Annotated in this window: 17 protein-coding genes; 4 read left to right on the top strand and 13 right to left on the bottom strand. The window is 56.6% G+C overall.

Going from position 1 to position 18,169, the window contains the following annotated elements; translation table 11 throughout:
• Positions 1–4: 4 nt before the first annotated feature.
• From BM373_RS00645 to BM373_RS00595, 11 genes are all read right to left on the bottom strand, one after another.
• On the bottom strand, positions 5–658 hold the full coding sequence (locus BM373_RS00645) for a DsbA family protein (protein WP_090458279.1): 654 nt from the start codon (positions 656–658) through the stop codon (positions 5–7).
• Between the two features lie 58 nt (positions 659–716).
• Positions 717–1,565 carry a pyridoxine/pyridoxal/pyridoxamine kinase gene (pdxK, locus tag BM373_RS00640; protein WP_090458276.1) on the bottom strand — a complete coding sequence of 283 codons (849 nt, stop codon included), beginning with the start codon at positions 1,563–1,565 and terminating at the stop codon, positions 717–719.
• A gap of 10 nt (positions 1,566–1,575) precedes the next feature.
• A complete protein-coding gene (gene cysM / locus BM373_RS00635) occupies positions 1,576–2,487 on the bottom strand; it encodes a cysteine synthase CysM (protein ID WP_090458274.1) in 912 nt (303 codons plus the stop codon).
• A 112-nt stretch (positions 2,488–2,599) separates the two neighbouring features.
• The gene (gene cysA, locus BM373_RS00630; protein WP_090458272.1) at positions 2,600–3,697 is read right to left on the bottom strand and encodes a sulfate/thiosulfate ABC transporter ATP-binding protein CysA; all 1,098 of its coding nucleotides are present in this window, start codon (positions 3,695–3,697) and stop codon (positions 2,600–2,602) included.
• Entirely contained in the window at positions 3,687–4,562 is an 876-nt protein-coding gene (gene cysW / locus BM373_RS00625; RefSeq protein WP_090458269.1) for a sulfate/thiosulfate ABC transporter permease CysW, read from the bottom strand. Before cysW ends, cysA begins: the two co-directional genes overlap by 11 nt.
• Entirely contained in the window at positions 4,562–5,395 is an 834-nt protein-coding gene (cysT, locus tag BM373_RS00620; RefSeq protein ID WP_090458267.1) for a sulfate/thiosulfate ABC transporter permease CysT, read from the bottom strand. Before cysT ends, cysW begins: the two co-directional genes overlap by 1 nt.
• Positions 5,395–6,411 (bottom strand): sulfate ABC transporter substrate-binding protein, encoded by a 1,017-nt coding sequence (locus BM373_RS00615; protein WP_090458264.1) that lies wholly within the window; start codon positions 6,409–6,411, stop codon positions 5,395–5,397. Before BM373_RS00615 ends, cysT begins: the two co-directional genes overlap by 1 nt.
• A gap of 263 nt (positions 6,412–6,674) precedes the next feature.
• Positions 6,675–7,574, bottom strand: coding sequence for a Dyp-type peroxidase (locus tag BM373_RS00610; RefSeq protein ID WP_090458262.1), 900 nt, complete (start codon positions 7,572–7,574; stop codon positions 6,675–6,677).
• Between the two features lie 92 nt (positions 7,575–7,666).
• Positions 7,667–8,242 carry an RpoE-regulated lipoprotein gene (locus BM373_RS00605; RefSeq protein ID WP_090458260.1) on the bottom strand — a complete coding sequence of 192 codons (576 nt, stop codon included), beginning with the start codon at positions 8,240–8,242 and terminating at the stop codon, positions 7,667–7,669.
• 64 nt (positions 8,243–8,306) lie between these two features.
• Entirely contained in the window at positions 8,307–8,756 is a 450-nt protein-coding gene (locus tag BM373_RS00600; protein WP_090458258.1) for a DUF2919 domain-containing protein, read from the bottom strand.
• A complete protein-coding gene (locus tag BM373_RS00595) occupies positions 8,743–9,168 on the bottom strand; it encodes a GNAT family acetyltransferase (protein WP_090458256.1) in 426 nt (141 codons plus the stop codon). The genes BM373_RS00600 and BM373_RS00595 overlap by 14 nt, the downstream gene beginning before the upstream one ends.
• 209 nt (positions 9,169–9,377) lie before the next feature.
• Here BM373_RS00595 and amiA point away from each other — a divergent pair, with 209 nt between their 5' ends.
• Both amiA and hemF read left to right on the top strand, forming a co-directional pair.
• Positions 9,378–10,250 carry an N-acetylmuramoyl-L-alanine amidase AmiA gene (gene amiA, locus BM373_RS00590; protein ID WP_090458253.1) on the top strand — a complete coding sequence of 291 codons (873 nt, stop codon included), beginning with the start codon at positions 9,378–9,380 and terminating at the stop codon, positions 10,248–10,250.
• Positions 10,250–11,152 carry an oxygen-dependent coproporphyrinogen oxidase gene (gene hemF / locus BM373_RS00585; protein WP_090458250.1) on the top strand — a complete coding sequence of 301 codons (903 nt, stop codon included), beginning with the start codon at positions 10,250–10,252 and terminating at the stop codon, positions 11,150–11,152. The genes amiA and hemF overlap by 1 nt, the downstream gene beginning before the upstream one ends.
• 221 nt (positions 11,153–11,373) lie before the next feature.
• On the opposite strand, the gene maeB is transcribed toward hemF, so the two are convergent.
• Positions 11,374–13,653: an NADP-dependent oxaloacetate-decarboxylating malate dehydrogenase gene (maeB, locus tag BM373_RS00575; protein WP_090458244.1), complete on the bottom strand. Its 2,280-nt coding sequence runs from the start codon at positions 13,651–13,653 to the stop codon at positions 11,374–11,376.
• Positions 13,654–13,934: 281 nt separating this feature from the next.
• Between maeB and tal the strand changes: the two genes are divergently transcribed.
• Positions 13,935–14,885 carry a transaldolase gene (tal, locus tag BM373_RS00570; RefSeq protein WP_090458242.1) on the top strand — a complete coding sequence of 317 codons (951 nt, stop codon included), beginning with the start codon at positions 13,935–13,937 and terminating at the stop codon, positions 14,883–14,885.
• Positions 14,886–14,905: 20 nt separating this feature from the next.
• The gene (tkt, locus tag BM373_RS00565; protein WP_090458240.1) at positions 14,906–16,900 is read left to right on the top strand and encodes a transketolase; all 1,995 of its coding nucleotides are present in this window, start codon (positions 14,906–14,908) and stop codon (positions 16,898–16,900) included.
• On the opposite strand, the gene BM373_RS00560 is transcribed toward tkt, so the two are convergent.
• Positions 16,890–17,933, bottom strand: a complete 1,044-nt coding sequence (locus BM373_RS00560) for a DUF1176 domain-containing protein (RefSeq protein WP_090458238.1) — start codon at positions 17,931–17,933, stop codon at positions 16,890–16,892. The two genes, tkt and BM373_RS00560, sit on opposite strands and share 11 nt — an antisense overlap.
• Positions 17,934–18,169: the final 236 nt, after the last annotated feature.

Here is an 18,169-nt window from a genome sequence, read left to right as displayed (position 1 = left end):
CATCTCATTTAGCAGTCAAAAAGTCCTGTAGCGTCTTTTTCCACGCATCAACATTTCCCAGATAGTGCCCGGCCTGAAGAACATGGTATTTCCCATGACGATCTTCCAGCACGAAAGTGGGAAATCCTGAACCGTTAACGCGGGCAAGTAACATTCGACTCTGAGTAATGTGCGTCTGCAACGCCCCATTGTTGACCGTTTTCATTTCTTCGCTAAATGCGACAGCATCCAGAACCATATCCGCTGCCAGCTTCTCAAGCACGGGCAGATCCGCAACGCGCAGTCCGTGCTGATAATGCGCGGTCTGAATACGATGCAGCATCGCAAGGCCCGCGCCCGCCAGATTTTCCGCCGCCAAAATCGCGCTGGTAGGTGGCGCTGAATCCATGATAGCGGACGTATCCAGCAGCAGACCGTTGATATAGGCGTCGCCAAAAAGTTGCCCGGTCATGGCTGCAATACGGGTATCCGATTTAACGACATGCTCCCGCCAGTGCGCATCAATCTTCCGACGGTTGCTGCCTGTTAACATGCCTCCCGCGTGCAGCGCGATGGATAAATCCGGGACCGTTTGCGCCGCATCCACCAGCGGCGCAGCGCCGTAGCACCATCCGCAAAGCGGGTCATAAATATAATGTAGAGTTGTTGTCGCCTTCATTGTTTCTCCTTAGCGGGGGGATCCCTGTTATCACTACAAAATTTTTCGTCTGTCGGGCTTAATCTATACGGCCAGTTGGCGGCAGAATCAATTCATCACAGCCACATTGCTGCGTCCAGCTCATCACTTCCAGTACGCGCTCTGCGGCATTGCGCGTTGCGGTCGCGAGCGCATTGCCTTTCACCAGCCCGCTCACCAGCTCGGCGCAGAAAAGATCGCCCGTTCCTTTTAAATCCGTTTTCACACGCGGGTGTTCAATCACGTCCACGCTTTCCGCGGTAACCACCGCAACGTTGATCGTCTCTGCCGTCTGACCGGGGGCACTGGTAATGACAATCCATTTCAGCGTATCGGAGAGCAGCGATTTTGCCGCCTCAACCGCTTCATTCAGCGTGTGACAGGATTTACCGCTGAGCACTTCCAGCTCAAACACATTCGGCGTCAGCCCCTGCGCCAGCGGCAGCAGATGCTGACGATAGGCTTCCGGCAGTTCAGGTTTCACGTAGATCCCGCTGTCCGTGTCGCCTATCACCGGGTCGACCAGGATAAGCAGTTCCGGGTGCTGCGCTTTCAGCGTCTTCAGCCAGCCTGCCAGCAGTGCAATCTGCTCACCGTTACCCATATAGCCCGTGGTAACCGCCCGCACCTGACGCAGCGCCTCGCGCTCGGTTAACGCCTGCAAATAGCCGCTGAACCATTCGGTTGGGATCACCCCGCCGTAAAAAGTGTCGTAATGCGGCGTATTGCTGAGCAACACCGTGGGGACGGCAATCACATTGAGATTATGACGTTTGATGGTCGGCACGCCGATGCTGTTCCCCACGCTGCCATACACCACCTGCGACTGCACGGCGACAATATCCGCCTGCATCGCTCTGCTTTTATCATTGAACAACACCATGTCCATCACAGCCTCCTTAAATACCCGCACCCTGAGAATAACTTTCCTCACCGAACACGCCGGTGGAGAGATACCGGTCGCCCCGGTCGCAAATGATTGCCACGACAACCGCGCCCGGCGTCGCCCGCGCCACGCGCAGTGCACCCGCGACCGCGCCGCCGGAGCTGACGCCGCAGAAAATGCCTTCACGGACGGCCAGCTCGCGCATGGTATTCTCCGCCTCGCGCTGATGAATATCCAGCACCTCATCCACCAGCGTGGCGTTGAAGATCCCCGGCATATATTCCGCAGGCCAGCGACGGATGCCCGGAATGCTGCTCCCCTCTTCCGGTTGCAGGCCCACAATGGTCACCGCTTTCGGCTGCTCGCGCAAAAAACGCGACACCCCGGTAATGGTGCCGGTGGTGCCCATGCTGGAAACAAAATGGGTGAGCCGACCGCCGGTTTGCTGCCAGATTTCCGGCCCGGTGGTGGTGTAGTGTGCATAGGGATTATCGGGATTATTAAACTGGTCGAGCAGCTTTCCTTCGCCGCGCTCCGCCATCGATAGCGCCAGATCGCGCGCGCCTTCCATTCCCTGCTCTTTGGTGACCAGAATGAGTTCCGCGCCATAGGCCCGCATCGCAGCCCGGCGTTCCTGACTCATGTTGTCCGGCATTAAAAGCTTCATGCGATAACCTTTAAGCGCCGCGATCATCGCTAACGCAATGCCGGTATTGCCGCTGGTCGCTTCGATCAGCGCATCGCCGGGTTTGATTTCCCCGCGCTTTTCCGCCTCAACGATCATCGAGAGCGCGGCGCGATCTTTTACCGATCCCGCAGGATTATTGCCTTCGAGTTTGACCCAGATTTCACTGCCGTTTTCTGGCCCCATGCGCTGGAGTTTGACCAGAGGAGTATTACCGATGGTGTGTTCTAATGTGTTCACAAACGCAATCCAATAAAAAGCCCGGCTGCGTTACGCTGACCGGGCCTACAGAGAGTATGTTGTAGGCCGGGCTGGCGAAAAGCCACCCGGCAAAAACCAGTCCTTTAACCTATCAGGCGCTCTGAGTGAGAGCAAGCTCCTCATCGCGCGTTTCGATGCGTTGATCGCCATGATATAAGCGGGCATTTTGCAGGCCGACAAACAGACGCTCGCCGCGCGCTGGCGCATCATCGCCGCGCAGGACTACCGCCAGCGGTTCGTCGTACCAGCCCAGCGGCTGCACCACTAGTTGAGTAAAGTGACCCTTCGGACTGGCTTCCAGCACCTGCACCGGCAGCGGTGAATCGAGGCTGGTGCGGCGGCTGATGTCCACTTCCCACGGACGCAGGAACAGATCGACCTCGCCCTGATGCGCCGGGGTGTACCCCAGCGGCCAGCGGTGTGCACCGACGTGGAACTGTCCGCCACGAATGGTACCCTTCAGGCGATTGACTTCGCCCATAAATTCCAGCACAAAGCGGGTGGCCGGTTCGCGCCAGACCTGTTCCGGCACATCCACCTGCTCAATATTCCCCTGGCTCATGACCACCACGCGGTCGGCCACTTCCATCGCCTCTTCCTGATCGTGAGTCACGAACACGCTGGTAAACTTCAGCTCTTCGTGTAACTGACGCAGCCAGCGGCGCAACTCTTTACGCACCTGCGCATCCAGCGCGCCGAAGGGTTCGTCGAGCAGCAAAATCTGCGGGTCGGGTGCCAGCGCACGGGCCAGCGCCACACGCTGTTTCTGCCCGCCGGACAACTGCGCCGGATAGCGATCCGCCAGATGAGCGAGCTGCACCATCTCCAGCAGTTTGGTAACTTTGGCTTTAATCGCGGCGGCGTTCGGACGCTCACGACGCGGCAGCACCGTCAGGCCAAAAGCGATGTTGTCGAACACCGTCATATGGCGGAACAGCGCGTAATGCTGAAACACGAAACCCACTTTACGATCGCGCGCATGCAGGCGGCTGACGTCAGTGCCCTGGAAGCGAATGCGCCCGCTCGACTGATGTTCAAGCCCGGCAATAATGCGCAGCAGCGTGGTTTTCCCGGAGCCGGACGGCCCCAGCAGCGCCACCATTTGACCGGAAGGAATATCCAGCGAGATATCATTCAGCACCTGGGTGCGACCAAATGACTTCTTAATATTGGCAATCTCAATGCTCATGATTTCCCTCCTGTTGCGCGCGTTTCTCTTGATTGTGCAAACGCCACTGCAACCCACTCTTTAAAAACAGGGTCAAAATAGCCATTAACGTCAGCAGGGCGGCAGCGGTAAACGAGCCGACCGTGTTGTAATCCTGCTCCAGCAATTCTATCTGTAACGGCAGCGACAGCGTTTCGCCGCGAATCGAGCCAGACACCACCGACACGGCACCAAACTCACCGATGGCACGGGCATTGGTCAGCACCACGCCGTAGAGCAGCGCCCAGCGGATATTTGGCAGCGTGACGCGCCTGAACATCTGCCAGCCCGACGCGCCGAGCAAAATCGCGGCTTCGTCTTCATGGCTGCCCTGACTTAACATCACCGGCACCAGTTCGCGCACCACAAACGGACAGGTCACGAAAATCGTCACCAGCACCATACCGGGCCAGGCGAACATCACCTGAAGATTGTGCTCATCCAGCCAGCCACCGAGCGGGCCGTTAGAGCCGTAAAACAGCAGATACACCAGTCCCGCCACCACCGGCGAGACGGCAAACGGAATATCCAGCAGGGTCAGCAGCAACTGGCGGCCACGGAAATCAAAGCGCGTCACCAGCCAAGCCAGCAGAGTGCCAAACACCAGGTTTACCGGCACGGTGATCAGCGCGATCAACACCGTCAGCCAGATGGCGTGAAGCATGTCCGGATCGGCGAGGTTTTGCAGCACCGGCATCAGGCCTTTGCTGAACGCCTGCACGAAGATATAAACCATCGGCACCACCAGAATCAGTGCCGAAAGCACCATCCCGGTGGCGATAAGAGCCCATTTACCCCAGTTAATCCGGGGCCTGTCATAGCGATTCAATTGCGTTACGTCCGCCATCAGTGACCTACCACACGTCGACCAAAGCGACTTTGCAATGTATTGATAGAAAACAGCAGGAGCAGCGAGGCCGCGAGGATCACCGATGCAATCGCGCTTGCCGCCGGGTAATCAAATTCCTGGAGGCGCACAAAAATCATCAGCGAGGTTACTTCTGTTTTCCAGGCGATGTTCCCGGCGATAAAAATCACCGCGCCAAATTCACCGAGGCTGCGGGTAAACGACAGCGCCACGCCCGCCAGCAGCGCCGGGGAGAGTTCCGGCATTACCACCTTCCAGAAACTTTGCAGACGCGTTGCGCCCAGCGTTTCGGCAGCTTCTTCATATTCCGGGCCTAACTCTTCCAGCACCGGCTGCACGGTACGCACCACAAACGGGATGCTGGTGAAGGCCATCGCCACGGCGATGCCAAGCCAGGTGTAGGTGACTTTAATATCGAACTGCGCCAGCCATTGACCGTAAAAGCCGTTCACCGAAAAGAGCGATGCCAGGGTCAGGCCGGCTACTGCGGTCGGCAGCGCGAAGGGTAAATCCATCAGCGCGTCTAACAGCGTGCGGCCCGGAAAACGATAGCGCGTGAGGATCCACGCCATCAGCAGGCCAAACACGCCGTTGAAAATCGAGGCCACGAACGCCGACAGCAGCGTGACTTTATAAGCCGCCACCACCTGTGGATTGGTCACAACTTCCCAGTACTGCGCCCAGCTCATTTCGGAAAGCTGCATGACCAGCGCGCTCAGCGGCAGTAATAAAATCAGGCAGACAAACAGCAAACTGGTGCCGAGGCTTAAGGTAAAGCCTGGCAGCACCCGTTTGGTGGTCAGAGCAAACATTAGCTACGCCCCGCCGCCAGCAGCTTGTCCAGTTCGCCGCCGCTGGTGAAGTGGGTTTTCATCACCTCAGGCCAGCTACCAAACTTATCTTCCACGCGGAACAGTTCGGTCTGCGGGAATTTGTCTTTCAGCTTTTCCATCACCTGCGGGTTGTTCACGCGGTAGTAGTAGTCAGTAATGATGGTCTGCGCCTGCGGGCTGTAGAGCCAGTTCAGATAGGCTTTGGCAGCTTTTTCCGTGCCGTTGGCTTTCACGTTTTTGTCCACCCATGCGACCGGGAACTCGGCGAGAATGTTCACCTTCGGCACCACCACTTCGAAGCCCTGCGCTTCATACTGCTTGCGGATGTTGTTCACTTCGGATTCAAAGGTGATCAGCACATCGCCCAGACCGCGCTCAACAAAGGTGGTAGTCGCACCGCGGCCGCCGGTATCAAACACTTCGACGTTTTTCAAAAACTGAGTCATGAACTGTTCGGTTTTGGCTTTATCGCCGCCGTCGGCTTTATCAGCTGCACCCCAGGCCGCGAGATAGGTATAGCGCGCGTTACCGGAGGTTTTTGGATTCGGGAAAATCAGCTTTACGTCGCTGCGTACCAGATCGTTCCATTCATGGATATTCTTCGGGTTGCCCTTACGCACCAGGAACGCCATGGTGGAATAGAATGGCGAGCTGTTATTCGGCAGACGGCTCTGCCAGTCAGCCGGGATCAGCTTGCCTTTGTCATGCAGGATCTGCACGTCTGTCACCTGGTTATAGGTCACCACATCGGCTTTCAGCCCCTGCAAAATCGCCAGCGCCTGCTTCGAGGAGCCCGCATGGGACTGCTTGATAGTCAGTTTGTCGCCACCGTTATCTTTCGCCCATTGTTGCTCAAAGGGCGTATTCAGGGCGGCGAACAGCTCGCGGGACACATCATATGAGCTGTTGAGCAGTTCAGTTGCCTGCGCCTGCGCCACCAGCAACACGGATGCTGCCAGCGTCAGATATCCTTTTTTCAGTAATTTAACGGCCATTGCGCACCCTTATAGTTGTGATGACGATCAGCACACAGTTTATTTATAAGCAGTACGAAAGGAGTAACGGTTTTATATACCGTTTGGTGATTTGCAAGTTGAAAAGGGAATAAGTGTGAGGGGGACCCTCACCCTAACCCTCTCCCTGAGGGAGAGGGAACGGATCGAGCGCAGACTTGCCCTTCCCCCTCTCCCTCAGGGAGAGGGTTCACCCACTTTTCCCCCTCTCCCTCAGGGAGAGGGCCGGGGTGAGGGTGAGAGCGTTACAGCGCCAGCAACCGCTCAAGCGACGGCGCAAAATAATACCCGCCGGTCACCGGGCGGGTGAAACGCAGCATAGCGTCGCGCTTGCCGTCGGTATCGCCGAACATACTCAGCAGTTGCTGTTCGATGTTATACAGTCGTGCGCAGTAGGCGCAGAAATAGAGGCCATGGGTGCCGCTCGCCGTGCCGTACGGCAGGCTCTGGCGCACAATCTTCAACCCCTTGCCGTCTTCTTTCAGATCAACACGCGAGAGGTGGGACGTTACCGGACGGTCATCACCGTCAATCTCTTCGTTGGCGACTTTGGTGCGGCCAATCATCATCTCCTGATCGTGCACGCTCATGCGGTTAAGCTGCTTGAGGTTGTGCTCCCAGCGCTGGACAAACACGTAGCTGCCACCCGCGTCTTCACCCTCTTTAATCACGGCCACGTCGGTGCGTTTCTCTACGCCCGCCGGGTTTTCGGTGCCGTCCACAAAGCCGCTGAGATCGCGATCTTCCACCCAGCGGAAACCGTGCACTTCATCTTTGACCTCCAGCGCATCGCCAAAGGCTTCCAGTGCGGCCTGCGCAACGGAAAAGTTCACGTCATGACGTAAGGAAAGAATATGGATCAGCACGTCGTACTGCGTGGCCGGAGCCAGGCCTTTGCCGTAAGGAACGAAATCTTTCAGTTCCTGCGCCCCGACACCGCCACTCAGCGCGCGCCAGGTCGTATGACCAAAGGCGACAACTGCACCGAGATTCGCCTCCGGTAATGCCGCCTGGAAGGTCGCCAGTTTATCGGCGAAAATTTTGCTGCCTTCGCGCAGGGCGTTAACGTCGCCCTTCACATTCGCTTCGATCCAAATCGCCGCACGGCAGTGTTCTGGCAAGATGCCGCTCTGACTCTGGGACATACGTTCTCCTGAAAAAAAGATGCCACGCAACCGTGGCATTGATGGGCGCATTGTACCCGCTTTTTTTCGCAGACTGGATGATCCCAGGCAAATTAACGACGCCAGATAATTTTGCTCAGCGTCCAGGTTTTCAGGGCGTCGTCGGCAGGCATTAATCCTTCCGGGCCGCTCCATTCGCCGGTAAACAGATAGCTGATATGCTGGCTGCCCTTCGCTTTACAGATCACGCCGTTATTGTCATCACCAGTGGCTTTTTCACAGTTGCCGTAGGCTTTGTCGTAGAGATCGCTGAATGGCAGGCCGATCTCCTCACCTGTTGCGGTAGTAATGTCACGGTCCATCACGTCGACGCGGCTGACTTTGCCCTCTTCCCCGTTAATGACCAGCGCGACTTTGTCGTCTTTCAGCGCTTCGTAATAGCGAACGACGGCACCGTTAGCGGTTTTCATGCCGCTGCGCAGACGATATTCGCCGTCGAGGGCATCGTTGATCGCCGCTTCTTCCAGGGCCGTTTCCGCCGTCAGGCCGCCAACGCCCTCTTCCGTCACTTCTGTTGATGAGCCAAACCAGCTCATGGGATTTGCCGCCGACCAGTTCACCGACGAGAGCGTGGAGCAACCGGTCAGCGCCAGGGGCAGAACGCATAAGAGTAAACGCAGCGATTTCATGAAGACTTCCTTCTTAATTAATTCAACGCCAGTTGGAGTGCAGGAACGGCAAAAAGTGCCCGTCTCATTCTGTGTCGGCACGAAAGCAGGCGCGCAGACGGCGGTTAGTGAGCAGCCACCACAGCGCAAACAGGTCAGCCATCAGCAGCGTAAGCCCAATGCCGGTGAGGCTCTCTCCCGTGAACCATAACAGCGGCTGCCAGAGTAATAAGATCGTCTGGGCGCTGATTAACAGGCTACGCAATACGCGCCACCCGCGCGGAAATTGCTGGCGGCGACCGCTAAAAATAAAGGCCAGCACCGCCGGGATACCGGGGATAAGACCGAGCCAGAAGTTATCGTGATCGGGATAGAACAGCGTTAACAGCGACGCCCCCTGCTCCCGTGACGATCCGGCAATAATAAACAGCACCCAGGTCCGCGCCTGAAGCAGCAGCAGGCACCAGAACAAAAACGGCAGCCGCAGCCGCCCGTGGTGGTCAAAATCAGAGGGAAAAAACTCAGTACTCTTCATCTTCGATCAGGCGCTTACCCAGATTCAGCACGTCCGAATGTTCATAGCCCAGACGTTCATACATGCCGAGCACCACATCATTATCTTCCCGCACCATAATCTGAATTTTCGGGCAGCCGCGGGCAATAAGCTTTTTCTCAAGGCGATTAAGTAAAGCATTGGCAATACCGCGTCCGCGATATTCCGGATGCACGCCCAGATAATAAGCAGAACCGCGATGGCCGTCATAACCGCCCATTACCGTTCCCACCACTTCACCGTTGACTTCAGCCACCAGAAACAGGCTGACATCGTGATTAACCTTACGCTCGATATCCATTTCTGGATCGTTCCAGGGGCGCAGGAGTTCACAGCGCTCCCACAGGGTGATGACTTCCTCGAAATCTGCCTGGCGAAATACGCGAATCTCCATGATATGACCTACCCCATTGGCTTAAAACGTTGATTATGGCGTGAAGTGCCGTTGAAGCCAATATCCGACGAAATCAGCACGAAAAAATGCCATAATACGGCTTGTCATGTATTGAAATGAAAAGTAAAACAATTCTTAACAAGGATTGTCGCAACGGATAACACGATACGCTATAACACCAGGGATTCATTTTTTATACTTCAGGCCGTATGAGCACATTCAAACCATTAAAAACACTAACGTCGCGTCGTCAGGTACTGAAAGCTGGTCTTGCTGCGTTGACCCTCTCCGGCATGTCGAAAGCCATCGCAAAGGAAGAAGCCCCGTTAAAAACTGCTAACGGCCACAGTAAACCCAAAGCTAAAAAGCGGGGGGCAAAGTACGTTGTTGTGCTCGATCCCGGCCACGGCGGGATTGATACCGGCGCGATTGGCCGCAACGGTTCTAAAGAAAAGCACGTGGTGCTGGCGATTGCCAAAAACGTGCGTTCGCTTTTGCGCAGCCAGGGGATAGATGCCCGTCTGACGCGCTCGGGCGATACTTTCATCCCGTTATACGATCGCGTGGAGATTGCCCACCAGCACGGCGCGGATCTGTTTATGTCGATCCACGCTGACGGCTTTACTAATCCCAGCGCCGCCGGGGCTTCCGTGTTCGCGCTATCGAATCGCGGGGCCAGTAGCGCCATGGCGAAATACCTCTCCGACCGGGAAAACCGCGCCGATGAGGTCGCCGGAAAAAAGACCACCGATAAAGATCATCTCCTGCAACAGGTGCTGTTCGATCTGGTGCAGACGGACACCATCAAAAACAGCCTGACGCTCGGCTCACATATCCTGAAGCAGATTAAGCCCGTCCACCGGTTGCACAGTAAGCACACCGAGCAGGCGGCGTTTGTGGTATTAAAATCGCCTTCTGTGCCCTCGGTGCTGGTCGAAACCTCGTTCATCACCAACCCGGCGGAAGAAAAGCTGTTAGGCACCACGGCGTTTCGCCAGAAAATTGCCAGCGCGATTGCTTCAGGCGTAGTGAGTTATTTCAACTGGTTTGATAACCAGAAAGCACATGCGAGAAAACGTTAATGACCAAACCCGACGCCAGCCTGGTGAAAGCCTTTCTGCTGACGCTTCAGGATGACATCTGCCAGCGGCTGTCCGCTGTGGATGGCACCCCGTTTACAGAAGACAACTGGCAGCGCGACGCAGGCGGCGGCGGTCGCACCCATGTGTTGCGTAATGGCGGCGTCTTTGAGCAGGCGGGCGTTAACTTCTCTCACGTCTATGGCGCGGCGATGCCCGCTTCCGCCACCGCGCACCGCCCGGAACTTGCCGGACGCAGCTTTGAAGCCATGGGCGTCTCGCTGGTGGTGCATCCGCATAACCCTTATGTGCCGACCAGCCACGCCAACGTGCGTTTTTTCATTGCGGAAAAACCGGGCGCGGACCCGGTCTGGTGGTTTGGCGGCGGGTTCGATCTGACGCCGTTTTACGGGTTCGAAGAGGACGCCATTCACTGGCACCGTACCGCGCGGGATCTGTGCCAGCCTTTTGGTGAAGACGTTTACCCGCGTTATAAAAAGTGGTGCGACGAGTACTTCTTCCTGAAGCACCGTAACGAGCAGCGCGGCATCGGCGGACTGTTTTTTGACGATCTCAACACGCCCGATTTTGAGCACTGCTTCGCGTTTATGCAGGCAGTGGGCGAAGGCTACACGGATGCGTATCTGCCGATTGTCAGGCGGCGAAAAGCGATGGCTTTTGGCGAGCGCGAGCGGGATTTCCAGCTCTACCGCCGGGGCCGTTACGTGGAGTTTAATCTGGTGTGGGACCGGGGCACGCTGTTCGGCCTGCAAACCGGCGGGCGCACGGAATCGATTTTAATGTCGATGCCGCCGAAAGTGGCGTGGGAGTATAACTACCAGCCGGAAGAAGGCAGCCCGGAGGCTGCGTTGAGTGAGTTTATTCGGGTAAGGGAGTGGGTTTAATTCCCCCTCACCCCGGCCCTCTCCCTCAGGGAGAGGGAGAAAAGCGAGTCCGTGCTCAGTTTAGGGAGAGGGAGAAAGGCGAGTCCGCGCTCAGTTTGTCCCCTCACCCCGGCCCTCTCCCTTAGGGAGAGGGAGAAAGGCAAGTCCGTGTTCAGTTTGCGCTCGATCTGTCCCCTCTCCCTGAGGGAGAGGGTTAGGGTGAGGGTAAAAACCCCCAACACTCACAGCGGCTGCGTCTGCGCCTCTACCACCGCCAGCGCCACCATATTCACAATCCTGCGTACCGACGCAATTGGTGTTAACACATGCACTGGCTTCGCCACGCCCATCAGCACCGGTCCGACAGTCACGCCTTCAGAACTGGAAACTCGGAGTAAGTTGTAACTAATCCGCGCCGCCTCAACGTTCGGCATCACCAGTATATTGGCTGAGCCTTTCAGCGGGCTGTCGGGCATGCGCTCGTTGCGAATGCTTTCCACCAGCGCGGCATCGCCGTGCATCTCGCCGTCGATCATCAAATCCGGGGCACGCTCGCGGATCAGCGCCAGCGTCTGGCGCATTTTGCAGGCCGCCGGGGAATTGGATGAGCCAAAGTTCGAGTGCGACAGCAGCGCCACGCGGGGTTCGATACCAAAGCGACGCACGGTTTCTGCCGCCATCAGCGCGATTTCAGAGAGCTGTTCCGGCGTCGGATCGTCGTTAACGTAGGTGTCGGTGATGAAGGTGTTGCCGCTTGGCAGCAGCAGCGCGTTCATTGCGCCCGCCGTCTGCACGCCGTCACGATAGCCAAACAGATCTCTTACCACGCTGAAATGCTCATGGTAATCGCCGATGGTCCCGCAGATCAGCGCATCGGCTTCACCACGCTGCACCATGATCGCACCGATCACCGTACTGTTACTGATCACCGCCCGCTGCGCCTGCTCCTGGGTAATGCCCCGGCGCTTCATGATCTGGTAATACTCATTCCAGTACTCTTTAAAGCGTGGATCGGATTCGTTGTTAACGATCTCAAAATCCACGCCCGGCCTGATTTGCAGCCCAAGTTTCTGAATGCGCATCTCAATGACGCCCGGACGACCAATCAGAATCGGCTTCGCCAGCCCCAGGGTAATCAGTTCCTGCGTGGCGTGCAGCACCCGCGCTTCCTCACCTTCTGCCAGCACCACGCGTTTCGGGCTGGTGCGCGCCTGGGAGAAAATCGGCTTCATGAACAGATTGGTTTTGTAGACGAACTCGGTCAGCTTATCGATGTAAGCGTCAAAATCCTGGATAGGGCGCGTCGCCACGCCGGAGTCCATCGCCGCCTTCGCCACGGCAGGCGCGATCTTCACAATCAGACGCGGATCGAAGGGTTTCGGGATCAGGTATTCCGGGCCGAAGCTCAGATCCTGATCGCCATAGGCCGATGCCACCACTTCGCTTTGCTCCGCGTGGGCCAGTTCAGCGATAGCGTGAACCGCCGCCAGTTTCATTTCTTCGTTGATGGCGGTTGCGCCCACGTCCAGCGCGCCACGGAAGATGAACGGGAAGCAGAGCACGTTGTTGACCTGATTCGGGTAATCGGAACGGCCGGTACAGATGATCGCATCCGGGCGCACCGCTTTCGCCAGCGGCGGCAGAATTTCCGGTTCCGGGTTGGCCAGTGCGAGGATCAGCGGCTGACGCGCCATCTCTTTCACCATCTCCGGCGTTAGCACCCCAGGTCCTGAGCAGCCGAGGAAAATATCGGCATCCTGCACCACATCAGCCAGCGTGCGCTTGCCGTTGTCGTCCACCGCGTAGGCGGCTTTGGTTTCCGCCATGTTTGGCTCGCGACCTTTATAGATCACCCCTTTCGAGTCGCAGACCACGATGTTGTGCTTCTGCATACCGAGCGCCACCAGCAGGTTCATACAGGCGATGGCCGCCGCGCCCGCGCCGGACACCACCATGCGCACGTCGGAGAGATTTTTCTCCACCACCCGCAGGCCGTTTAAAATCGCTGCCGTGCTGATGATCGCCGTGCCGTGCTGATCGTCGTGGAACACCGGAATGTTCATCCGCTCGCGCAGTTTGGTTTCTATGTAGAAGCACTCCGGCGCTTTGATGTCTTCCAGGTTGATGCCGCCGAACGTCGGTTCCAGCGCGGCCACTACGTCAATCAGTTTGTCGGGATCGTGCTCATCCACTTCAATGTCAAACACGTCAATCCCGGCGAATTTTTTAAACAGTACGCCCTTGCCTTCCATCACCGGTTTGCCTGCCAGCGCGCCGATATTACCCAGCCCCAGCACCGCAGTACCGTTAGAGATCACCGCCACCAGATTGCCGCGCGCGGTATATTTGTACGCTGCCAGCGGATCTTTTTCGATTTCAAGGCAGGGTGCAGCCACGCCTGGCGAGTAGGCCAGCGCCAGGTCACGCTGCGTTGCCAGCGGTTTGGTGGGGGAAACCTGAATTTTTCCCGGGATCGGGAACTCGTGGAAATCAAGAGCACTTTGTTTTAACTGGTCATCCATTTTAATGATCCTTTCACGTATCGTTAGTAGGGTAGAAGCGTGATAGCTATCCTGATGCACCGCCCAGTATCCCCTTCTGGCGATCGATAAACTTTGAACGCTGCCATACTCTCATCAATCCAAAAGCAAATTTGTTATCAATTTATAACAACCCTGTTACGTCCCTTTTGCCAGCAAGCCGGTGTCCGTCTGCTATGCTTTTTTGTTAGGCACGTGAACCGCTTCACAAAAGTGTGACTGAACACACTCACGTAAGTGATTGCTTTTAAGGAGAATTGAGAATGAACTATTTAGACGGCATTAAACAATTCACTACCGTGGTTGCCGACAGCGGTGATATTGAGTCGATTCGTCACTATCAGCCGGAAGACGCCACCACCAACCCTTCCCTGCTGCTGAAGGCCGCCGCGCTGGATCACTTCTCCCATCTGGTAGACGACGCGCTGGCTTACGGCAAATCGCGCGGCAGCACTCAGGAACAGCAAGTGGCAGAAGCCAGTGACAAACTGGCGGTCAATATCGGTGCAGAAATTCTGAAAAGCATCCCTGGCCGTGTTTCAACGGAAGTTGACGCCCGCCTCTCTTTCGATAAAGAAAAAAGCATCGCCAAAGCCCGCCGCCTGGTAGAACTCTATCAGGAGCAGGGTGTTGATAAATCGCGCATTCTGATCAAACTCGCCTCCACCTGGGAAGGCATTCGCGCCGCAGAAGAGCTGGAAAAAGAGGGCATCAAATGTAACCTCACCCTGCTCTTCTCCTTTGCCCAGGCACGCGCCTGTGCCGAAGCGGGTGTGTATTTGATCTCGCCGTTTGTCGGCCGTATTTACGACTGGTACAACGACCGCAAGCCGATGGAACCCTATGTAGTGGACGAAGATCCGGGCGTAAAATCCGTGCGCAATATCTACGATTACTACAAGCGTAACCGCTATGAAACCATCGTGATGGGCGCAAGTTTCCGCCGTCTGGAGCAAATCCTGGCGCTGGCAGGCTGCGACCGCCTGACCATCTCCCCGGCGCTGCTCAAAGAAATGCAGGAAAAAGAAGGCACGGTCGAGCGCAAACTGGTGCCCTCGTCACAAACCTTCCAGCGTCAGGAAAAGCTGACCGAAGCGCAATTCCGCTGGGAACATAATCAGGATCCGATGGCCGTGGACAAACTCGCCGATGGCATCCGCCTGTTCGCCGTTGATCAGCGCAAACTTGAAGATCTGCTCGCCGCTAAACTGTAACTTTTGCCATGGAGTGAACTATGTCTCGTAAAGAGCTTGCCAATGCCATTCGCGCCCTCAGTATGGATGCGGTACAAAAAGCAAATTCCGGTCATCCGGGCGCGCCGATGGGCATGGCCGATATTGCCGAAGTATTATGGAACGATTTTCTCAAACACAATCCGACCGACCCGACGTGGTATGACCGCGACCGCTTTATTCTCTCCAACGGTCACGCGTCAATGCTGCTCTACAGCCTGCTGCACCTTTCCGGCTACGATCTGCCGATTGAAGAGTTAAAAAACTTCCGTCAGTTGCACTCTAAAACGCCGGGACACCCGGAAATTGGCTACACGCCGGGCGTTGAAACCACGACCGGGCCGCTGGGCCAGGGGCTGGCGAACGCTGTAGGTCTGGCGATTGCGGAGAAAACTCTCGCCGCGCAGTTTAACCAGCCGGATCACGAGATCGTCGACCACTTCACCTACGTCTTTATGGGCGATGGCTGTCTGATGGAAGGGATTTCCCACGAAGTCTGCTCGCTGGCGGGCACGCTGGGACTGGGCAAGCTGATCGGCTTCTACGACCATAACGGCATCTCCATCGATGGTGAAACCGAAGGCTGGTTCACCGACGATACCGCTAAACGCTTTGAAGCCTACCACTGGCACGTGGTGCACGAGATTGACGGGCACGACCCGGAAGCGATCAAAAAAGCGATCATTGAAGCCCAGAGCGTAAAAGATAAACCGTCGCTGATTATCTGCCGCACGGTCATCGGCTTTGGCTCACCGAACAAATCCGGTAAAGAAGAAGCGCACGGTGCGGCGCTGGGTGAGGAAGAAGTCGCCCTGACCCGTCAGAAACTGGGCTGGAAATACCCGGCATTTGAAATCCCGAAAGAGATTTATCAGGCGTGGGATGCCCGCGAAGAGGGCGAAAAAGCCCAGCAATCGTGGAAAGAAAAGTATGCCGCGTATGAAAAAGCGCACCCGGAACTGGCCGCTGAATTTACCCGCCGCATGAGCGGTGGCCTGCCGGAAGAGTGGGAGCAGCTTACCCAGTCTTATATCGAAAAATTGCAGGCGGAACCGGCGAAAATCGCCACCCGCAAAGCCTCGCAAAACGCCCTGAACCAGTACGGTCCGGCCTTGCCGGAACTGCTCGGCGGTTCTGCGGATCTGGCCCCCAGTAACCTGACCATCTGGTCTGGCTCGACGTCGCTGAAAGAGGACGCCGCCGGGAATTACATTCACTACGGCGTGCGTGAATTCGGCATGACGGCGATTGCCAACGGTATCGCCCACCACGGCGGTTTTGTGCCGTACACCGCCACCTTCCTGATGTTTGTGGAGTATGCGCGTAACGCCGCGCGTATGGCCGCGCTGATGAAAGCCCGGCAGATCATGGTGTATACGCATGACTCCATCGGTCTGGGCGAAGATGGCCCGACGCACCAGGCGGTGGAACAGCTTGCCAGTCTGCGTCTGACGCCGAATTTCAGCACCTGGCGTCCGTGCGATCAGGTCGAAGCGGCAGTGGGCTGGAAACTGGCAATTGAGCGGCATAAAGGCCCGACCGCGCTGATCCTCTCCCGTCAGAATCTGGCGCAGATGGACCGCACGCCTGAGCAGGTGAAAGCCATCGCGCGCGGCGGTTATATCTTAAAAGATGCCGACGGCACGCCGGATGTGATCCTGATCGCCACCGGGTCGGAAATGGAAATCACCGTTAAAGCGGCTGAGAAACTGACTGAAGAAGGCCACAAAGTGCGCGTGGTGTCGCTGCCATCAACGGATATTTTCGATGCGCAGGATGAGGCGTACCGGGAATCGGTTCTGCCGTCAGATATCGCCGCCCGCGTTGCGGTGGAAGCGGGCATTGCCGATTACTGGTACAAGTATGTCGGCCTGAAAGGGGCCATTGTGGGGATGACCGGCTACGGTGAATCCGCGCCGGCCGATAAGCTGTTCCCGTACTTCGGCTTTACCGTCGAGAACGTGGTCGCCAAAGCCAAAAAAGTGCTTAACGTGTGATCCACAGTGTGGGCCAGGCATCTGGCCCATGCCAGTTATCACAGCTCGGTTCTTCCGCATAACGCACCAGGCGAAAACGCTGGCCGTTAAACCGCCAGCGCGTCTGGATGCCGCAGTCCGTTAATCCGCGACCTTTCGCAAGCGTGGTCAGTTCGCGGGTTTTCGCATCAAATCCCGCATTCATCAATTCCATTTCTTCATTGCCGCTGCCCGGTGTAAAAGGCAATTGCAGTTTCACCACCCGCGAGGCATACGGCTTTTTACGTGACACCAGCCAGGCCAGATCGACGGTGTTATAGGCCCCGGCTTCGCAGCCAATCATCAGCAGCGCTTTATCATCCGTTAATGCCGTTACGCGCACTTCGCGGCGGGCCGGATCGAGCGAACACTGGGTGTTGTTCATCCGCCAGCTACCGTAATCCAGCAGATCGTTAAGTTCTTCACGCGTCAGCGGCGTGGGCGTCGGGTTGACCAGCGCCACCTCTTTTAATGGCGGTGCAGGCGGAACGCTGAGCGGCGGACTGCCGCCTTTATTGATCCAGGCAGTTTCACTCCCGCCGCGCTTTTGCTGGGCGTCGATAAACAGCAGCGCCGCTTTTAAGCCCACCAGCGAAATCGTGCCTTCGCCATCTTCTAAAGTAATGGCCTGGGCATTCTGAATGGTTTGCAAAAAGTCGTTAATCGCGGAGCCATTATCGGTGACTAAATGCCACGGAGAGAGATTCCAGTGCGCGACATCAAGCACCAGGGGTTTATCGTCAAGCAACAATCTGGGGGCAATCGGCGGGACGGAGGCAGACGGCGTTTCAAGACCGCCCAGATCGATACGCAGCGTCGCGTCGGTACGCGCGCCCGCACTGCGCGCCAGCGTTAATACCAGCCCCTGATGCTCACCGGTGTTACGCGCCACGCAAAAATTCTGATTGTTGCAGGTCACCTGCCAGTCAGAAAAAGATTGTTGGCCGGGCGCAGCCAACGACGAAAACGCCGCAAGCAGGCCAGAAAAGAAAAGCATCAGAACGCGATAACGCATGAACGGTACAACCCCAGGGAAAATATGCACATTGCAAACATGCGTATCTTCGTCACCCGGGCACACATCCTCAATCGGATTTATCGGATAGATTTATTTAAAATGCACGTTTTTAACCCCATTAAAATCAAGCTCTTAAAGATTTATTCTTAATAATTGTAACGATATCACCGCGTTAGCGCCTGAGTCTGACGGATGTTTTACCTTCCCTTTTCTGGCCGTCGGACGGCCGAATA

It is taken from the genome of Enterobacter sp. kpr-6 (genome assembly GCF_900116015.1).
Classification (GTDB): domain Bacteria; phylum Pseudomonadota; class Gammaproteobacteria; order Enterobacterales; family Enterobacteriaceae; genus Enterobacter_D.
The sequence above is the reverse complement of the archived record's forward strand: the minus strand, read 5'-3'. Positions and strand labels throughout refer to the sequence as shown.

What these genes read in the sequence shown, in the direction of transcription:
- BM373_RS00645 (WP_090458279.1), bottom strand. Translation starts at nt 658, where the DNA reads ATGAAGGCGACAACAACTCTACATTATATTTATGACCCGCTTTGCGGA.
- pdxK (WP_090458276.1), bottom strand. Translation starts at nt 1,565, where the DNA reads ATGGACATGGTGTTGTTCAATGATAAAAGCAGAGCGATGCAGGCGGAT.
- cysA (WP_090458272.1), bottom strand. Translation starts at nt 3,697, where the DNA reads ATGAGCATTGAGATTGCCAATATTAAGAAGTCATTTGGTCGCACCCAG.
- cysW (WP_090458269.1), bottom strand. Translation starts at nt 4,562, where the DNA reads ATGGCGGACGTAACGCAATTGAATCGCTATGACAGGCCCCGGATTAAC.
- cysT (WP_090458267.1), bottom strand. Translation starts at nt 5,395, where the DNA reads ATGTTTGCTCTGACCACCAAACGGGTGCTGCCAGGCTTTACCTTAAGC.
- BM373_RS00615 (WP_090458264.1), bottom strand. Translation starts at nt 6,411, where the DNA reads ATGGCCGTTAAATTACTGAAAAAAGGATATCTGACGCTGGCAGCATCC.
- BM373_RS00610 (WP_090458262.1), bottom strand. Translation starts at nt 7,574, where the DNA reads ATGTCCCAGAGTCAGAGCGGCATCTTGCCAGAACACTGCCGTGCGGCG.
- BM373_RS00605 (WP_090458260.1), bottom strand. Translation starts at nt 8,242, where the DNA reads ATGAAATCGCTGCGTTTACTCTTATGCGTTCTGCCCCTGGCGCTGACC.
- BM373_RS00600 (WP_090458258.1), bottom strand. Translation starts at nt 8,756, where the DNA reads ATGAAGAGTACTGAGTTTTTTCCCTCTGATTTTGACCACCACGGGCGG.
- BM373_RS00595 (WP_090458256.1), bottom strand. Translation starts at nt 9,168, where the DNA reads ATGGAGATTCGCGTATTTCGCCAGGCAGATTTCGAGGAAGTCATCACC.
- amiA (WP_090458253.1), top strand. Translation starts at nt 9,378, where the DNA reads ATGAGCACATTCAAACCATTAAAAACACTAACGTCGCGTCGTCAGGTA.
- hemF (WP_090458250.1), top strand. Translation starts at nt 10,250, where the DNA reads ATGACCAAACCCGACGCCAGCCTGGTGAAAGCCTTTCTGCTGACGCTT.
- maeB (WP_090458244.1), bottom strand. Translation starts at nt 13,653, where the DNA reads ATGGATGACCAGTTAAAACAAAGTGCTCTTGATTTCCACGAGTTCCCG.
- tal (WP_090458242.1), top strand. Translation starts at nt 13,935, where the DNA reads ATGAACTATTTAGACGGCATTAAACAATTCACTACCGTGGTTGCCGAC.
- tkt (WP_090458240.1), top strand. Translation starts at nt 14,906, where the DNA reads ATGTCTCGTAAAGAGCTTGCCAATGCCATTCGCGCCCTCAGTATGGAT.
- BM373_RS00560 (WP_090458238.1), bottom strand. Translation starts at nt 17,933, where the DNA reads ATGCGTTATCGCGTTCTGATGCTTTTCTTTTCTGGCCTGCTTGCGGCG.